We start from the raw sequence: 15,580 nt of genomic DNA, 5'->3' as shown, positions 1-15,580 counted from the left end.
TTTGATGAAATGTTAGAGATTACTTCCACACCATTGGTACTAATTGCAATACTGGGAACAGTTGGTGTAGTATTACCAATAATTAGTATTGCCAGAAAAGAAAGCGGCTCTAATTCATTTTATGCCGTAATTGCATTTGCAGCGCTAATTGTATCGATGGGATATGTTGGCTATCAATTCATTTCTGATAATGTGTCACCATCTGCACTATTTTCTGAAGATGTAATTGTAGATGATGCATTTGGTGGATTCTTTGCAATTGCAATGCTAATTGTTGCTTTGTTCACTACTGTTGGCTCTTTTAATTATATGAGAAAGCATAACGCTCCTGCTGTCTACTATTCTCTAATTTTGCTTGCAACAATTGGTATGATTCTTGTTGCATATTCGACTGATTTGGTAATGTTATTTGTTGCATGGGAGCTAATGAGTATTCCAACATATGTCCTCGTTGGATTTATGAAAAAGAATCCAAGCTCCAATGAGGCAGCACTCAAGTACTTCTTGTTTGGTGCACTCTCTTCAGCAATTATTGTCTATGGAATTTCTATCTCATATGGATTAACAGGTTCTACTAACATTGGTGAAGTAATTCAAGGATATTCAACACTTGATCCATCATTACTGCCACTTGCATTGCTTTCAGTTGGAATGTTTATTGCAGGATTTGGTTTCAAGATGGGACTTGTTCCATTCCATCAGTGGCTACCCGATACTTACGAGGGAGCTCCACCAACAATTACAGCATTACTAGCTGCTGCCACAAAGAAAGCAGGATTTGCAGCAACAATTAGAATTGTAATTTTGGGAATGGTTGTACTTAATCTGGATTGGACACTTGCATTAGGAATCTTAGCTGTAATGACTATGACTGTTGGTAACGTTGCAGCAATCATGCAAAAGAATCTCTCAAGAATGCTTGCATACTCTAGTATTGCACACGCAGGATACATACTGATTGGGTTGGCAGTTGCACCTCATACCTCACTTGGATTACAAGGCTCTCTGTATCAGATTATGAATCATGCAGTTATGAAAGGAGCCGCATTCATTGCAGTTGCAGGAATTGTAACAACTTTGGCAGTTACTCATATTGACAAACTAAAGGGATTAGGACGTAGAATGCCAATTACAGCCTTGGGATTAGTAATTGCATTATTTGCATTAGCAGGAGTTCCACCACTTTCAGGATTTTGGAGTAAATTGATGTTGTTTGGAAGTGCACTTGATGCAAGCTCTGCATTATGGTGGGCCCCATGGCTTGCTATTGCAGGAGTTCTCAACAGCGCATTATCACTAGCTTACTATGGTTGGATTACAAGAAAGATGTACTTTGAAGGAGAAACAGAGAAGAGAGTTTCAGAACCAAAATCCGTTATTGGTGTTGTAATCTTTTCAATAATCTTCTTGGTAGGATTTGGTGTTTATCCAGATCCACTAATCAAGTTTGTAGAACTTGCATCACCAGTAATTAGTTTAGGTATTATGCCTTAAACGAAGTAAATTTAATTAAATTCTCTAAATTATTTTTGGCATCATTTTCTGGAATCTTTCTTAATCCCACCCTTGCTTTTTCTGAATACTCTTTTAGTAACTCTTCCATTTTGTTAAAGACATCTCTTGGATCAGAACTCTTCTTAATTAGTAAATTGAAAAGCTTGTCTTCATTTTTCCAATCAAGTAAGTCATCTCTAATTTGATATGCAATTCCAATATTTTTTCCATATTCAGTTAATGCCTCTATTTGTTCTTCAGTTCCATTTGCAATAATTGCTCCTGTTCTAGCTGCTACTTCAAATGCAGTTGCAGTTTTGTATTCTATTACTTTTAGATAGTCATCAAATGTGACATCTTCACTAGTTTCTAACCTACTCTCAATCATTTCACCCTCACTCATCAGCATTGCAGTTGTAGCCAAGTCTTTAGTGATTCTTGGATTATTGAGCCTTGAGCAAATGGCAAGAATTAATCCCAAAACAAAATCGCCAGTAAGGACACTAGTGTTGTATCCATATTTGATATGGAAAGGATCCTTTTGCCTTCTCATTGTTTCATTGTCAATAATGTCATCATGGATAATTGACTCCATATGAAGAAATTCAACAGCACAAGATGCTGATAAAGTATTTTCGTCGATTTTACCTACACTCTCAGCAGAAAGAGTCAAAATAATAGGTCTAATTCGTTTTCCACCATCTAGAGAATATTTCAGCGGTTCGATAAATTCTGATTCAGAATAAAGAGCAAGTTCCTTCTCTAAGGCATGGTCTATCTTTTCAATATACTTACCATAGGTTTCAAGTAAAGGATTAATCTCGATGTTTTTCCTGTCCAAGATGCCTGATCAAAAAATTTTCTCATTAGTAATTAAATCTTGGTGCTCCAGCCGGGATTTTCATCGATTGATTTTGAACCCGGGATCACTGCCTTGAAAGGGCAGTATGCTTGACCGGTCTACACCACTGGAACCCATGAAAATTCAGTATTTTGACCATAAAATCTTTTGTAAACCACAAAGATTTTTTTATTGGCAGCTTTGGAGATGAATTATGAATATTATAAAACAAATTGATCAAATGATAGAAGAGAGAAGTTTACTAAAACATCCATTTTACCAAATGTGGTCTGATGGAAAATTAACAAAGGAATCTTTAGCAGGTTATTCAAAAGAATATTTCCAACTTGTAAAAGCAGTTCCATCGTTTATGACTCCAATTATAGAAAAAGCATCAGATAATCATGTAGAAGAATTAATTGAAAATCAAAAAGAAGAATCTGATCATATCAAACCATGGATTTCATTTGCAGGAGAGTTAGGCATATCTGAAGAAGAACTTGTTCAATACACTGGATTGTCAAAAACCCAACAAGCAGTATCTGATTTGAATGAATTAATGACTACTTTTGAAGGTGGTGCATGTGCAATGTATGCATTTGAAAAAGAAATTCCAAAAATCAGTCAAACAAAACTTGATGGATTAGCACATTTTTATGGAATGTCAAATGATGAAGCAACTCAATACTTTAAGCTCCACACTGAAGCAGACATTAGACATGCTGCATCTTGGCAAAATATTCTAGAAAAGTCATCAACTGATCCAGCAAAATTAATTGAAATTGCAGAGAAATCTATCACTGCACAAAACTTGTTGCTTGATAGTTGTTATGAAGCATATTGCTAATCTAATAACATTTTTTAGCCTAGGAAAAATTCATCTGCTTAGGGCCCGTAACTCAGCTTGGTAGAGTAACCGGCTCATAACCGGTGAGCCAAGGGATCGAAGCCCTTCGGGCCCATATCTTTTCCATTAGTTTTAAAATAAGCAACTTCAAAATTTACTGGCTGCAATGAAGAATCAGAGTTATATCTGAATGATGATTGGAAGGCATTTGACTGAGCTGCCAATACTTATTTTCCTAATTGATTTTTCACTTTATCTAAAATACCCTGATCCACTAGATTCTGCTCATACAGTGCTTCAGTTATTTGTAATATGTTCAACATTGAATGCATCTTTACTCCCAATTCAGCTAAAGCCTCATCTGCGCCTTCCATTCTATTAACAATAACATATGCATCTGATATCGAAATGTTTACTTCTTTTAGAGACTTTATTGCATTGACTACTGAGCCACCTGTTGTAGCAACATCATCAATCATTACTACTTTCATTCCATCATGGATTAGTCCTTCAACTGATTTTGAAGTGCCATAGTCTTTTGGTTTACTTCTAACATAGATTAACGGTTTGACTGTTTCAATTGCAAGAGCTGATGCAATTACTAATCCTCCTGTTGGGACCGACACAATAGAATCAAACTTATCTAATCCAATTTCTTGTGCAATTTGATTCTCAAGATATTTCACCATTTTTCTGAATTCGTGTGGATAGCTAGGAACTAACCTCAAATCTACATAGTAGGAACTCTTTTTTCCACTAGCAAGCGTAAAATCCCCAAACTTGATTATGCCTTTTTTGTGCAAAAATGTTGCAAACTCTTTCACAAACTCCATACCAAAATTAACTACACTGGATTTATTTTGGTTTGTATTATGTATCTATTATGCCTGAAATCTGGTTAAATTATGGGATTACAGACGTAGTTTTAGATATTAGAGCAGAGAATTTGGAGCAAAAAATTGATTCTGATGGCAAAATTTTAGAGGATTCTACAATTACTGAAAAACTTGGAACTTTGGATTTATCAAAACCCATGGAGCTAGTTGTATTACATAATTCTAAATCGATTCAAAAAATCATCTCCACACTCTTTAGTTTATGTGAGCAAAAATCAAAACCATTTCCAAAAATTTTAACTGATAAAAGAATACTAAATCAGGTCAAAGCTGGTTTGCCTGAAGGAACCTCGATTAATGAATTTGATGATGTGGGAATTTCAAACTCTAATCTTGTTTTTATGGGTGAAATGGAGTTTGATGGACTATTTGGATATGAGACAATTTCTACAAGACTAATCAAAAAGTTTGGACAAGATTCTATGTTATCTGCATATGCCAAAAGAGCAGGAAATCTTCCAACTCCTGGTCAGTATCCAGAAAGTTTAGGTGAGGCAAAAAAATTCTCAGATAATTTTGAAATCCAAGGAATAGAAATAATTGCAAATTCTCAGGGAATAGTTGATTTTTCTATAGGGCATCCCTCTCAAACAATGTCATCAACTAAAATTTTAGAATCTCAATCAATCAAAGATGTTGGTCAACATAAGACCATGATAATTAGTTCGGGAAAGGATTCAAGTAATGATAATTTGGGAAAATCACTCTCATCTTTATGGAATTGTGCAAATGCAATCAAAAAGGATGGACTTGCAATTTTAGTTGCAGAATGCAAAGGTGGTCTTGGTTCTGATGCATTGCAGCAATACATTGAGGATCGATTATCATTAGAGCAACTAAAAAATCCAACAAAATACATTAGTGGAATGGAGGACTTATTGTTTCTATCAGAAATACAAAAGAATTTCCAAATAGGATTGGTATCTATTCTTCCAGAGTTTTATGCAAAGAAACTAAACATGTTATCAATGCAGGGGATAAAATATTCTATGGATTATATTTTAAAGACACAAGGTGCACGACAAAAAGTTGCAGTTGTTACTGATGGCGCTAGATTACTCTTAAGGTAAAAAGAAAGGCATAAAGTCTGATGGGAGTGGTGCACACAATATTGCTAGTCCAATAATTCCAATGTATGCAAGTTTTCTATTCCTTGAAAGTGGAGATATGTCATCAAGTGGAGTTGCACCAGAATTTCTAGAACTCATAACTAGAATAAGCAATGCCATAATCCAATAATTAAGCAAAACAAGAATTGCCATACTGCCATATGTTGCATATCTGTGAAGTTTTGCACCAAGTAGTGTTCTTGCCATATGTCCACCGTCTAACTGCCATGCAGGCAATAAATTCAAAAAAGTGATCAAAAATCCTATCCATGCTGCAAACATTACAGGAGTCATAATCACTTCATGTCCGCCTCCTCCTTTTCCAAACAAAGCTAGACTTGCAGTCATGAGTAATGGCTCACCTTGATTCCATTCGATCAGTCTTGATTCGGCAAACAATCCTGCAGCTACGTCTTGATCTAAAATTGGGGCAGTGTATGCAGCAAAAATTGAAACAATTATTGCAATTACTAGTCCTGCAATTGGACCTGCAATTGCTACATCAAATAAAATCTCCCTGTTGATTGTTAGTCCTTTTGATTGGATAAACGCACCAAATGTTGGAATTCCTACTACTGGTAATCCTGGAATAAAATATGGCCATGTCGTTTTCAGTCTATGAAGTTTTGCTGCAATAATATGCCCTAACTCGTGGACTCCCAAGATTCCAAGCAATGATAGCGTATAGACTGCTGCCATCTCTAGTGGATCACCTATATCAATTATGGAATTAGTTCCAGAGGTTCTATAGTATCCATCAATCATTACAAATGAAACTACAACTGCAAACAAAATTCTTGGAGTCCATGATGTGTTTAACCACTTTCGTTGTTTCTTTGGAGCAAATTTCTGAATGATTATGTATTTTCCATCATCCATCTGTTCTAATTTGCATACGTAACTCATATGCTCTAATTTTCTTGCCAACTGTTCAAATTTTTCCTTAAATTCTAAATCATCAATTTTAAACTCTAACGAAAATTCGGCCTTTGTGAAATCACTGACAGTAAATATGGAATTGACTATGTCTATAATTTCTTCTTTAGAAGGATCGTCCATATCTAGGGCTGTTTTATTTCCATTAATGGTCTTTTGGTTTAAAATTAAATATTGATACTTTTATCGTATAACATGCAGGTAATTCTAAGACAATTAGGAGACTGTAATATTCGAAGAGCAGAGCCAAGCGATCTTATACCTGTAATGGAGATTAATCTTAAAACACTTCCAGAACACTATTCAGATTATTTTTATGAAAGCCTACTTGCAGAACTCCCTGAGGCATTTATTGTAGCAGAAATTGGTGGAAAACATGTGGGTTACATCATGTGTAAAACAGAATATGGATTCTCAAACTTTAAGAAATTAGGATTTGTCAAAAAAGGACATGTTGTCTCAATTGCGGTTCTAGAAGAATACAGAAGACGTGGAATTGGAAATGTTCTAGTTGAAGAATCTGTAAAAGGTGTAAAATCACGAAAATGTGATGAATTCTACTTGGAAGTTAGATGCAGCAATAATGAGGCAGTTAGATTATACGAAAAACTTGGATTTGTAATAAGACAGCAACTCAATGCCTATTATCGTGATGGTGAGGATGCATATCTTATGGCAATTGAGTTAGATTAGCTAAAAGCAATAAATAACTCACAAAAAATTCTTGGCCATGGATAAACGCAAAGGAATGGGCGTGACTATTTTTGTTCTCTGTATTGGTGCCTTTTTCCTTTATGCATATTTGTTGATGTTATCTGAGTGGAGTCCTATCGTATTACAATTATCTGTTTTAATGATTGCAGGTGGAATCTTAGGAGTAATTGCATGGATTGGATATGTAATGGCAACAACAAAGCCAACAACTGCATCAATCACATCTGATGATTAGTTTATTTTGAAATTCTAACATCAACTACTGTTTGATAATATCTGGGTCCTACAGGTCTGACAATTTTTGAACCAAGTATTTCTGATTTAACAGGAGTTACTTTGAGATAATGCTCTTCAGATAGTCTTCCTGCATCTGATTTTTTATCCGCATGAATGTGACTATAGTAGTGAATCATTCCACCACTCTTTGTTGCATCAATTGCAGATTGCAAAAATTCATCAGATCTCTCAGGTAATAGCATTAATGTTCTATCTGATTTACCAATTAATTTCTCTGAAACAATCTTTGATGCATCTCCGTTGATAGAGATTACTTTGCCCACTAACTTGTTTAACTGAATATTTTTTTCACATAACTGAGATGCAATTGGATTGATATCTATGCTGTACACCGTGCAGTCTTTCTTTTTAGCAGCCATTATGGAGAACATTCCAACTCCTGCAAACATGTTGGTAACTACTTCTCCGTCTTGAACTAAATTTGCAATTCTCTCCCTCTCAGTGGACAGCCTAGGTGAGAAAAATACATTTTCCACATCTACTACAAATCTGCAGCCAAATTCCTTGTATTCAGTCTCTGTATTGTCTTCTCCAGCTAAGATCTCTAGATTTCTGGTTCTAAAATCTCCCTCTACTGCTGATGCCTGATAAAATACACTCTTTGCAATCTTTACTTCTTTTAGTAATGTCTCCCCAATGATCTTCTTCTTTGATAATAACGAATCAGGAATTCTTACAATTATGATGTCTCCGATTTGATCAAAGGCAGAGATCAGCTCCTCGCTTTCTTTTTCAGAAATCACACTCTCCAGTGCTTTTTTTAACATTCGAGTCAATGCTTGTAATAGAAATTTCCAGATGCTTTTTGATCTTTGTCTAGTCTACTTTCAATCTTGTTAACTCTTGGTCTGAGACTTTTTTCATCTCTTCGAAATGACATATCTAATGATCTGAGAAATCTATTCATTGCCTCAGGTTTTGGCATTGGGGAAGTTGCTTTTCCTGCCATACCTGATTCACCTTCAAATATTATCATTGAATCTGAGATTAAATCCATTAACTGCAAGTCATGATCAATTACAATAGCTGATTTTCCAAAGGAGCGGACAAATTTTTGCAAAAACTTTGCAACTGCAATTCTGTCTTCTACATCTAAAAATGCAGAGGGCTCATCTAATGCATACAAGTCAACTTTTTGCAAAAGACATGATGCAACTGCAACTTTTTGCAGTTCTCCACCAGATAAGTTCTTTGCAGATTTGTTGTATAATTTCTTAATTTTTAGTGGTTCGAGAATTTGCTCTTCTTCCATACTTCCTTCAATTAGATTTCCGTTAGCTTTGTTTAGCAATGAGATTACTTCTTCATCAATATCGTTTTGAAGATATTGTGGCTTGTATGCAATCTTTACTTTTTTATCAATAGAACCAGTATCTGGTTGCTCCACTCCTGCAATCATCTTCATCATGGTGGTCTTTCCAAGTGCATTAGCACCCATTATTCCCAAGACTTCTCCTTTTCTGACTCTGCCAGGCTCAATCGTTACTGAAAATTTAGAGTATTTCTTTTCCAGTTTTGGATAAACGATAATGTCGCTTCCCTCTTGAAAAATATCTGTAGATGATGATGATACGTCAAAAGAGAACTTTTTGTCTCTGAATCTTACGTTCTCAGTTGGCAGATATCCATCAAGAAATACATTGATTCCAATTTTGGTTGATAGAACACTTGAAACAATTCCGTAAGCAGTTGGCTCGCCATACAGCACTTCAATAAAGTCACTAAGAAAGTCAAGCAAAGTCAAATCATGCTCTACTACCATCACACTTTTTCCAAGTGTTGCCAAATTCTGAATTACACGCGCAACTCCTGTTCTTTGAAATACATCATTGTATGATGATGGCTCATCAAAAAAGTAAAATTCTGCATCCTTTGATGCAGCAGCAGCTACTGCCAGTCTTTGTAGTTCTCCTCCACTCAACTCCTTTAGGTTCTGCTCCATGGAATTTTGTAATCCTAATTCTTTGATTAAATCGCGTGTTACTCCTCTCTCATCATATTTGTCAAGGAGTTCTTTTCCAGTTCCATCAAATGCTTGTGCAATATGATGCACTTGTTGAGGTTTTATCGATGCTCTGATCTCCTTGTTTTGTATTTTTGCAAAATGCTGTTTTAGTTCTGTTCCGCTATAATATTTCAAAATCTCATCCCATTCAGGTGGATTATCATATCTTCCAAGATTTGGTTTTAGATTCCCTGAAAGAATATTGACAACTGTACTTTTACCCATTCCATTTCTTCCAAGTAATCCAACAACTTCTCCTTTCTTTGGAGTTGGCAATTTGTAAATTCTAAATGAATTTGGTCCGTATTGATGAATTTTATCTGATGCCAACTCGCTAGCTAAATTAACAATTGTAATGGCATCAAAGGGGCATACTTTAACACAAATTCCACACCCATTACAGATATCCTCATCTATCTGAGCTTTCTTTGTCTCCTCATTGAGAACAATACATTCTGCTCCTGACTTGTTTACTGGGCAGTATTTTATGCATTCCAAACCACATTTCTTTGGCTGGCACAAATCCTGATCTAGTACTGCTACACGATGTGTCATGTCGTAATCGGGTATTTTCTTTGCTTTATACCTATTTTGAGGGACTTTTTTCATTGGCGTTACGTTAATAGATGAGAATTTGACATTGATTTTCAAGCCGGCCATAGCGTTAGGGTGCGACCCAATCCCTTTCCGAACTTGGAAGTCAAACCTATCGTCGCTGTTGTGCTACTAAGATGCGAGAGCCCTTGGGAAGCAACAGTGCTGGCATTTCTTAACTTTGAATCTTTTAATATAGAATAATTTGGGATTATGTGATTTCAATGCCAAACTGTTCAGTATGTGGAGAATCCTTCTCTGATGATATTCGATTTCTAAATCATATGATGGAAAAACATGGATTTAGAAATCCAAACGTTGGGACCCCTGATAGAAATAGCAGAGGTTACTAGTTTACAAATTTTGCAAATAATCTAAAATTAATCTAACACCAAACCCAGTAGCTCCTTTTGGATTGTATGGTTTTTCTTTAGTTGCAATCTGTGTCCATGCAACTCCTGCAATATCAAAGTGTACCCATGGTGTTTTCTCTACAGCATTTTTCAAAAACGCAGCCGCTGTAATTGTTCCAGCTGCTCTTCCTATTCCAACATTTTTCATATCTGCAACATCTGATTTTATCATATCCATATAGTCTTGAGTTAATGGCAACTCCCACACTTCTTCTGAGGTTCTCATTGATGCATTTTTAATTTTCTTTTTTAGGTTTTCGTTGTTTGATATTATAGCAGCTACATTAGTTCCTAATGCAACAATGCATGCCCCAGTTAGTGTTGCAAAATCAATAATTGTTTTAGGCGAAAAATGTTTTTCACCATATGCTAACGCATCAGCTAAAATCAGTCTTCCTTCCGCATCAGTATTTAGAATCTCAGCCGTCTTTCCACTATATAGCTTTATGATGTCTCCTGGCCGGTAAGATTCACCACCTGGCATGTTCTCTACTGATGGAATAATCCCTACTAGATTAATTGGTAATTTTAATTCTGAAACTGCTTTCATAATTCCTAAAACAGTACATCCACCACACTTGTCAAATTTCATCTCATCCATTTTGTCTCCTGGCTTTAGCGAAATGCCACCAGTATCAAATGTAACTGCCTTTCCAACAAGGACTATTGGTTTTTCATTTCTTGCATTTTTGTAATCAAGAACAATTAATTTCGGCTCGTTTTTACTTCCCTGCCCTACTGCAGTAATTCCTCCAAAACCTTTCTTTTTTAATTCAGATTTGGAGAAAACAGTGCATTTCATCTTGCTATTTGATAATGATTTGGCAAAATTTGCTAATGTACTTGGTGTGCACTCATTTGGAGGCATATTTGCAATACTTTTTGTAAATATTGCACCATCTGCGATTGCTTCTGCATTTTTAATTGCAGAATGAATTTTAGTTGATTTAGAAACTATGATAGTAAGATCTGGGGATTTTTCCGCTTTTTCGGCCTTGAATTTATCAAATTTGTAAAGTGACATTTTTACTCCTTCAACAATTTGAGTTACTGCCAGTTGAGAATCACAAACAAAACTGGGTGGTGCAACTATGGTGAATTCCTTTAATTTTAACTCTCTTGCTTTTTGTGCTATTTTTCCAGAAACAAATCTAATTGTATCATTATTTAGATCCTCTTTTTTTCCTAATCCTGTAAGTAAAATTCTTTGAATTGATTTTGAGGTATTGGGAACTATGGTAATCGATCCTAATTTCCCTCCATTATCTTTGAGTGATTGAGAAATTGAATTGTTTGTTTTAGAATCATATTTTCCAATACCTAGTAGTTTATCTGATTTTTCTAAGACAAATCCACATAGTAACTGAGTCTTCTTTGTAGAATTCTCAGTTTTGATCTTCATACTCAATTCGTAGATTGAAGTAATATTTAGATTTATGACTAGCCTTTAATGCATTCTTTGAGACTTTCATTGACTATAGCTGAGAAGCTCATTGCATTTGATGTTTCCTTGATCTTTTTTGCTTGTCTTGCACGTAATTTCTTAACTACTTCATCGTCTAGCATTATTGTTATTCGTTGTGCCATGATCTTGGACCATTATTCATATTAAAATACCTATTCTTGTTATTCAAATAATACTTTCATCATAGTGAATGACTCTACTATTTGTTAAAAGACTAGACGAACGTACAAACACTGCTTTGACTGTTTTACAATCTTGCTGACAAACCACATCTAATGGGGTACTAGGATATTTTTTTTCATTTTTTGAAAAAATAATTTTAACTAATGGAAGTAATGCTGCTCTTCCTCCATAAGCTGTTTTTTTATTTATGAACCAAAACATTTCCAAAGCGGTTTTATCTAAGATCTCTCCTCTGATCTTTTCTCCAAATTCTGAATAATGACCAACCATTGTAATTTTACCCCTAGCAAAATAATTTACAATTTTTGCAAATTTTACACATAGATAGCATTGATTATCAAAAAGAACAATTGGAACATTTTGTCTTATCTCCATAATACAATATGTCTTAGAACACCTTAATATTTTCAAGTAGATTTTTATTCAATTTACCAAGATAACGAACGAGATGCGGCTTAATTACTATGATATCAAAAAGCATGTTCTTAGAGCCAGAAAATTAGTAATAAAGGGAACAAATACTGCGGGATCTGGGCATCCTGGTGGTTCTTTTTCAATGGCTGAAATTCTGGGATGTTTGTTTGTAAAATATCTAAAATTTGATCCAAAAAATCCACAATGGGAAGACCGCGACCGTTTAGTCTTATCAAAGGGTCATGCTGCCCCTGGACTATTCTCTAACATGGCAGTTGCCGGATATTTTCCAGAGTCAGAAATTGACACTCTGAGAAAATTTGGGAGTAAATTACAAGGACATCCAGATTTGAAATGCCCCGGAGTAGAATTTTGTGGTGGGTCTTTAGGCACGGGATTATCATATTCAGTAGGAATTGCACTTGCAGGAAAGATTGATTCGAAGAATTATCACGTCTATACTATAATTGGAGATGGAGAATCTGATGAAGGGCAAATTTGGGAAGCTGCAATGACTGCTGCAAAATACAAGGTTGATAATCTTACAGTGTTTCTTGATAGAAATTTTATTCAGCAGGATTCTTACACAGAAAAAATCATGCCACTTGATGAAAGGTTACAAGGCGATGATCTCTCTGAAATGTGGAAAGATGCTTCAAGATGGAAGACAGGTGATAAGTGGAGATCATTTGGATGGAATGTAATTGAAATTGATGGACACCGAATTGAACAAATTGATGCAGCAATTGCAAAGGCAAATGCAACTAAAGGAGTTCCAACTATGATTATTTCTAGAACAATCAAAGGAAAAGCAGTGGAACACATGGAGGATAATCCACAATGGCATGGAAAGGCACCTGATTCAGATGTCGTTCCAATAATTAATCTTGAATTAGATTCTCAATTTATGATTGCCCCATCAATCATTGCTGGAGATATGACTAATCTTGAAAATGAGATAAAAAGATGTGTTTCAGGAAGAGCAGATTATATTCATCTTGATGTAATGGATGGTCAATTTGTTCCAAACAAAACTTTTGATCATAATAAAATTAAGGAATTGAGACCACTAACTGTAATCCCTTTTGATTCACATCTGATGATTAACGAACCTGTAAAACATGTTAGAGATTACATTGATGCTGGCAGTGATATTATTACTGTACATGCTGAAGTAACTGATGAATCTAGTTTTGGAGAAATCTCCGATTTACTAAAACAAAATGGTGTTGGTGTTGGATTTGCAATAAACCCTGATACTGAATTACCGGAATGGTTCTACAAATTCATACCTTCTTTAGATCAGTTAATTGTGATGTCTGTAATTCCTGGCAAATCTGGTCAGAAATACATTGAGGAGACTCATGCAAAGATGGCTAGATTAAATTCCATTCTTAAAGAAAATAATTTCTCAGGTTATATTGAGGCTGATGGCGGCGTAAATCTTGAAAATATAGGCTCAATTTTTGCAGATGGAGCAAGAGCCTTTGTTGGTGGCGGAGCAATTATTGGGCAATCTGATGTTAGAGCTGCAATTAGGGATTTTAGATCTGAGGTTCTAAAATCTAGACGAAAACTCCTTCTTGAAAAAGCAAATGAATTAGGTGGACAAGAATTGGTAAACAAATGGATTGGATTGCATGTTGTAGGTGAAAAGAAAGAACAGATTAGAAAAATTGCAGAGGAGGCCAAATACATTTGAATGAACCAGTAATGACTGATATGCGTTCAGAGTATTCCAAATCTTTGATTCAAGCTGGAAAAGAGAATCCAAATATTGTAGTTTTAGGTGCTGACACTACTGATTCACTAAAGACATCCAGTTTTGAAAAAGAATTCCCAAATAGATTTTTTAATGTTGGAATTGCAGAAGCAAACCTTGTAACTACTTCCGCAGGATTAGCAGCATCAGGAAAAATTTCATTTGCCAGTACTTATGCTATATTCTTACCAGGAAGAGCAGTTGATCAGATAAGGAATAATATTGCATATCCTTCACCACCAGGAAAAAAAGGTCTTAATGTAAAACTGGTAGTATCTCATGGGGGATTATCAGTTGGTCCTGATGGTGGTTCACACCAACAAATTGAAGATATTGCTATAATGAGAGTAATTCCAAATTTTCGAGTCTTCATTCCAGCTGATACTATTGCAGTTTCCAAACTAACTCAATTGATGGCAAGAGAGTATGGTCCATTTTACATGAGAATGGCAAGATCAAAAACACCACTAGTTCATTCAGAAAATCAGGAATTTCAGACAGGTAAAGCCATTACACTAAGGGATGGTTCTGATTGTACAATTGCTGCATGTGGAATTACTGTAAGGATGGCATTAGAGGCAGCTGAGACATTACAGCAAGAAGGAATTTCTTGTAGGGTATTGGATATGTTTTCAATAAAACCCATTGATAATCAACTACTAGAAAAGGCTGCTAGAGAAACAGGTGCAATTGTTACCACTGAAGAGCATAATATTTTTGGTGGGATGGGATCAGCAGTAGCAGAATCTGTTTCTGAATCTTACCCAGTACCAATCAAAAGAATTGGTGCGCAAGACATGTTTGGTGAGTCTGCACGAGATGACGAAATTCCGTTACTTTTAGAAAAGCATGGAATAACATCTTTTAATATAGCAAAACAAGTCAAAGAAATTAGGAGCAAAAAGTTATGAAGATATTTCTTGATACTGCTAATCTTGAATCTATAAAAAAATTCAATGACATGGGTTTGCTTGATGGAATCACGACAAATCCATCTTTAATGTCCAAAGAAGGAGGTAATCCTAAAGATGCAATGGAAGAGATTACAAAAATTATCAAAGGAGATGTGAGCTTAGAAGTTGTCAGCACTGAATATTCTGGAATGATGGAAGAAGGAAAACGTCTCCGTGAATATGGTGACAATGTTGTAGTTAAAGTTCCAATGACTCCTGATGGTCTAAAAGCTTGTAAATCCTTATCATCAGAAGGAATTCCAGTAAATGTTACTTTGATTTTTTCACCAAATCAGGCTTTACTAGCTGCAAAGTCTGGTGCAAAATATGTTAGTCCATTTATTGGACGACTAGATGATGTAGGCCAAGATGGAATGAACCTAATAAAAGATATTAAAAAAATTTTTTCAAATTATGATTTTAAAACTCAAATTCTTGTTGCAAGTGTTCGTCATCCAATTCATGTAGTTGATGCAGCTAAAGAAGGAGCAGATGTAGTGACATTACCTCCTGCAGTGCTGGATAAAATGCTTCAGCACCCTTTAACTAAAATTGGTTTGGATAATTTTCTAGCAGACTGGGAAAAACTCAAAGCTGGAAATCCAGATATCAAAATTTAGTTCTAGAATTAAACGCAATATCCACTATGTAAATTTA

Annotated in this window: 17 protein-coding genes, 2 tRNA genes and 1 rRNA gene; 11 read left to right on the top strand and 9 right to left on the bottom strand. The window is 35.3% G+C overall.

Annotation, left to right across the window (positions count from 1 at the left end):
• Positions 1–9 precede the first annotated feature (9 nt).
• Positions 10–1,494 carry an NADH-quinone oxidoreductase subunit N gene (locus ACX119_RS08445; RefSeq protein WP_459350820.1) on the top strand — a complete coding sequence of 495 codons (1,485 nt, stop codon included), beginning with the start codon at positions 10–12 and terminating at the stop codon, positions 1,492–1,494.
• Here the strand turns inward: ACX119_RS08445 and ACX119_RS08440 are convergent.
• Together ACX119_RS08440 and ACX119_RS08435 are read right to left on the bottom strand one after the other, a co-directional pair.
• Positions 1,484–2,335 (bottom strand): polyprenyl synthetase family protein, encoded by an 852-nt coding sequence (locus tag ACX119_RS08440; RefSeq protein ID WP_459350819.1) that lies wholly within the window; start codon positions 2,333–2,335, stop codon positions 1,484–1,486. The genes ACX119_RS08445 and ACX119_RS08440 overlap by 11 nt on opposite strands.
• Before the next feature lie 40 nt (positions 2,336–2,375).
• Positions 2,376–2,469, bottom strand: a tRNA-Glu gene (locus ACX119_RS08435).
• Between the two features lie 80 nt (positions 2,470–2,549).
• Here ACX119_RS08435 and ACX119_RS08430 point away from each other — a divergent pair.
• Together ACX119_RS08430 and ACX119_RS08425 are read left to right on the top strand one after the other, a co-directional pair.
• On the top strand, positions 2,550–3,182 hold the full coding sequence (locus ACX119_RS08430) for a TenA family transcriptional regulator (protein WP_459350818.1): 633 nt from the start codon (positions 2,550–2,552) through the stop codon (positions 3,180–3,182).
• A gap of 41 nt (positions 3,183–3,223) precedes the next feature.
• Positions 3,224–3,297 (top strand) — tRNA-Ile (locus ACX119_RS08425).
• Between the two features lie 112 nt (positions 3,298–3,409).
• On the opposite strand, the gene pyrE is transcribed toward ACX119_RS08425, so the two are convergent.
• Positions 3,410–4,015, bottom strand: a complete 606-nt coding sequence (gene pyrE, locus ACX119_RS08420; RefSeq protein WP_459350817.1) for an orotate phosphoribosyltransferase — start codon at positions 4,013–4,015, stop codon at positions 3,410–3,412.
• 50 nt (positions 4,016–4,065) lie between these two features.
• Here pyrE and ACX119_RS08415 point away from each other — a divergent pair, with 50 nt between their 5' ends.
• A complete protein-coding gene (locus ACX119_RS08415) occupies positions 4,066–5,148 on the top strand; it encodes a transcriptional regulator (RefSeq protein ID WP_459350816.1) in 1,083 nt (360 codons plus the stop codon).
• On the opposite strand, the gene ACX119_RS08410 is transcribed toward ACX119_RS08415, so the two are convergent.
• The gene (locus ACX119_RS08410; protein WP_459350815.1) at positions 5,140–6,246 is read right to left on the bottom strand and encodes a site-2 protease family protein; all 1,107 of its coding nucleotides are present in this window, start codon (positions 6,244–6,246) and stop codon (positions 5,140–5,142) included. The genes ACX119_RS08415 and ACX119_RS08410 overlap by 9 nt on opposite strands.
• A gap of 72 nt (positions 6,247–6,318) precedes the next feature.
• On the opposite strand from ACX119_RS08410, the gene rimI reads away from it, so the two are divergent.
• Positions 6,319–6,816 (top strand): ribosomal protein S18-alanine N-acetyltransferase, encoded by a 498-nt coding sequence (gene rimI / locus ACX119_RS08405; RefSeq protein WP_459350814.1) that lies wholly within the window; start codon positions 6,319–6,321, stop codon positions 6,814–6,816.
• Positions 6,817–6,853: 37 nt separating this feature from the next.
• A complete protein-coding gene (locus ACX119_RS08400) occupies positions 6,854–7,072 on the top strand; it encodes a transcriptional regulator (RefSeq protein WP_459350813.1) in 219 nt (72 codons plus the stop codon).
• Position 7,073: 1 nt separating this feature from the next.
• On the opposite strand, the gene ACX119_RS08395 is transcribed toward ACX119_RS08400, so the two are convergent.
• Both ACX119_RS08395 and ACX119_RS08390 read right to left on the bottom strand, forming a co-directional pair.
• Entirely contained in the window at positions 7,074–7,901 is an 828-nt protein-coding gene (locus ACX119_RS08395; protein ID WP_459352021.1) for a class I SAM-dependent methyltransferase, read from the bottom strand.
• A gap of 5 nt (positions 7,902–7,906) precedes the next feature.
• The gene (locus tag ACX119_RS08390) at positions 7,907–9,694 is read right to left on the bottom strand and encodes a ribosome biogenesis/translation initiation ATPase RLI (RefSeq protein ID WP_459352020.1); all 1,788 of its coding nucleotides are present in this window, start codon (positions 9,692–9,694) and stop codon (positions 7,907–7,909) included.
• Positions 9,695–9,787: 93 nt separating this feature from the next.
• Here ACX119_RS08390 and rrf point away from each other — a divergent pair.
• Positions 9,788–9,907 (top strand): 5S ribosomal RNA (rrf, locus tag ACX119_RS08385).
• A 50-nt stretch (positions 9,908–9,957) separates the two neighbouring features.
• Positions 9,958–10,086 carry a hypothetical protein gene (locus ACX119_RS08380; RefSeq protein WP_297593891.1) on the top strand — a complete coding sequence of 43 codons (129 nt, stop codon included), beginning with the start codon at positions 9,958–9,960 and terminating at the stop codon, positions 10,084–10,086.
• A 1-nt stretch (position 10,087) separates the two neighbouring features.
• On the opposite strand, the gene ACX119_RS08375 is transcribed toward ACX119_RS08380, so the two are convergent.
• Genes ACX119_RS08375 through ACX119_RS08365 form a run of 3 tightly spaced genes read right to left on the bottom strand, consistent with a single transcriptional unit; the run spans position 10,088 to position 12,169 of the window.
• Positions 10,088–11,548, bottom strand: a complete 1,461-nt coding sequence (locus ACX119_RS08375; protein WP_459350812.1) for a leucyl aminopeptidase — start codon at positions 11,546–11,548, stop codon at positions 10,088–10,090.
• Positions 11,549–11,586: 38 nt separating this feature from the next.
• A complete protein-coding gene (locus tag ACX119_RS08370; protein WP_459350811.1) occupies positions 11,587–11,733 on the bottom strand; it encodes a hypothetical protein in 147 nt (48 codons plus the stop codon).
• A gap of 43 nt (positions 11,734–11,776) precedes the next feature.
• Entirely contained in the window at positions 11,777–12,169 is a 393-nt protein-coding gene (locus tag ACX119_RS08365; RefSeq protein WP_459350810.1) for a hypothetical protein, read from the bottom strand.
• 73 nt (positions 12,170–12,242) lie between these two features.
• On the opposite strand from ACX119_RS08365, the gene ACX119_RS08360 reads away from it, so the two are divergent.
• Genes ACX119_RS08360 through fsa form a run of 3 tightly spaced genes read left to right on the top strand, consistent with a single transcriptional unit; the run spans position 12,243 to position 15,543 of the window.
• Positions 12,243–13,910, top strand: coding sequence for a ribulose-phosphate 3-epimerase (locus tag ACX119_RS08360; protein WP_459350809.1), 1,668 nt, complete (start codon positions 12,243–12,245; stop codon positions 13,908–13,910).
• A complete protein-coding gene (locus tag ACX119_RS08355; RefSeq protein WP_459350808.1) occupies positions 13,907–14,881 on the top strand; it encodes a transketolase family protein in 975 nt (324 codons plus the stop codon). Before ACX119_RS08360 ends, ACX119_RS08355 begins: the two co-directional genes overlap by 4 nt.
• A complete protein-coding gene (gene fsa, locus ACX119_RS08350; protein WP_459350807.1) occupies positions 14,878–15,543 on the top strand; it encodes a fructose-6-phosphate aldolase in 666 nt (221 codons plus the stop codon). The genes ACX119_RS08355 and fsa overlap by 4 nt, the downstream gene beginning before the upstream one ends.
• Positions 15,544–15,580 lie beyond the last annotated feature (37 nt).

The sequence above is a fragment of the Nitrosopumilus sp. S4 genome, assembly GCF_054515835.1.
The sequence above is the reverse complement of the archived record's forward strand: the minus strand, read 5'-3'. Positions and strand labels throughout refer to the sequence as shown.

Excerpts from the sequence above, each read along its gene's own strand:
- ACX119_RS08445 (WP_459350820.1), top strand. The coding sequence starts at position 10 with ATGTTAGAGATTACTTCCACACCATTGGTACTAATTGCAATACTGGGA.
- ACX119_RS08430 (WP_459350818.1), top strand. The coding sequence starts at position 2,550 with ATGAATATTATAAAACAAATTGATCAAATGATAGAAGAGAGAAGTTTA.
- pyrE (WP_459350817.1), bottom strand. The coding sequence starts at position 4,015 with ATGGAGTTTGTGAAAGAGTTTGCAACATTTTTGCACAAAAAAGGCATA.
- ACX119_RS08415 (WP_459350816.1), top strand. The coding sequence starts at position 4,066 with ATGCCTGAAATCTGGTTAAATTATGGGATTACAGACGTAGTTTTAGAT.
- ACX119_RS08410 (WP_459350815.1), bottom strand. The coding sequence starts at position 6,246 with ATGGACGATCCTTCTAAAGAAGAAATTATAGACATAGTCAATTCCATA.
- rimI (WP_459350814.1), top strand. The coding sequence starts at position 6,319 with ATGCAGGTAATTCTAAGACAATTAGGAGACTGTAATATTCGAAGAGCA.
- ACX119_RS08400 (WP_459350813.1), top strand. The coding sequence starts at position 6,854 with ATGGATAAACGCAAAGGAATGGGCGTGACTATTTTTGTTCTCTGTATT.
- ACX119_RS08395 (WP_459352021.1), bottom strand. The coding sequence starts at position 7,901 with ATGTTAAAAAAAGCACTGGAGAGTGTGATTTCTGAAAAAGAAAGCGAG.
- ACX119_RS08390 (WP_459352020.1), bottom strand. The coding sequence starts at position 9,694 with ATGACACATCGTGTAGCAGTACTAGATCAGGATTTGTGCCAGCCAAAG.
- ACX119_RS08380 (WP_297593891.1), top strand. The coding sequence starts at position 9,958 with ATGCCAAACTGTTCAGTATGTGGAGAATCCTTCTCTGATGATATTCGA.
- ACX119_RS08375 (WP_459350812.1), bottom strand. The coding sequence starts at position 11,548 with ATGAAGATCAAAACTGAGAATTCTACAAAGAAGACTCAGTTACTATGT.
- ACX119_RS08370 (WP_459350811.1), bottom strand. The coding sequence starts at position 11,733 with ATGGCACAACGAATAACAATAATGCTAGACGATGAAGTAGTTAAGAAA.
- ACX119_RS08365 (WP_459350810.1), bottom strand. The coding sequence starts at position 12,169 with ATGGAGATAAGACAAAATGTTCCAATTGTTCTTTTTGATAATCAATGC.
- ACX119_RS08360 (WP_459350809.1), top strand. The coding sequence starts at position 12,243 with ATGCGGCTTAATTACTATGATATCAAAAAGCATGTTCTTAGAGCCAGA.
- fsa (WP_459350807.1), top strand. The coding sequence starts at position 14,878 with ATGAAGATATTTCTTGATACTGCTAATCTTGAATCTATAAAAAAATTC.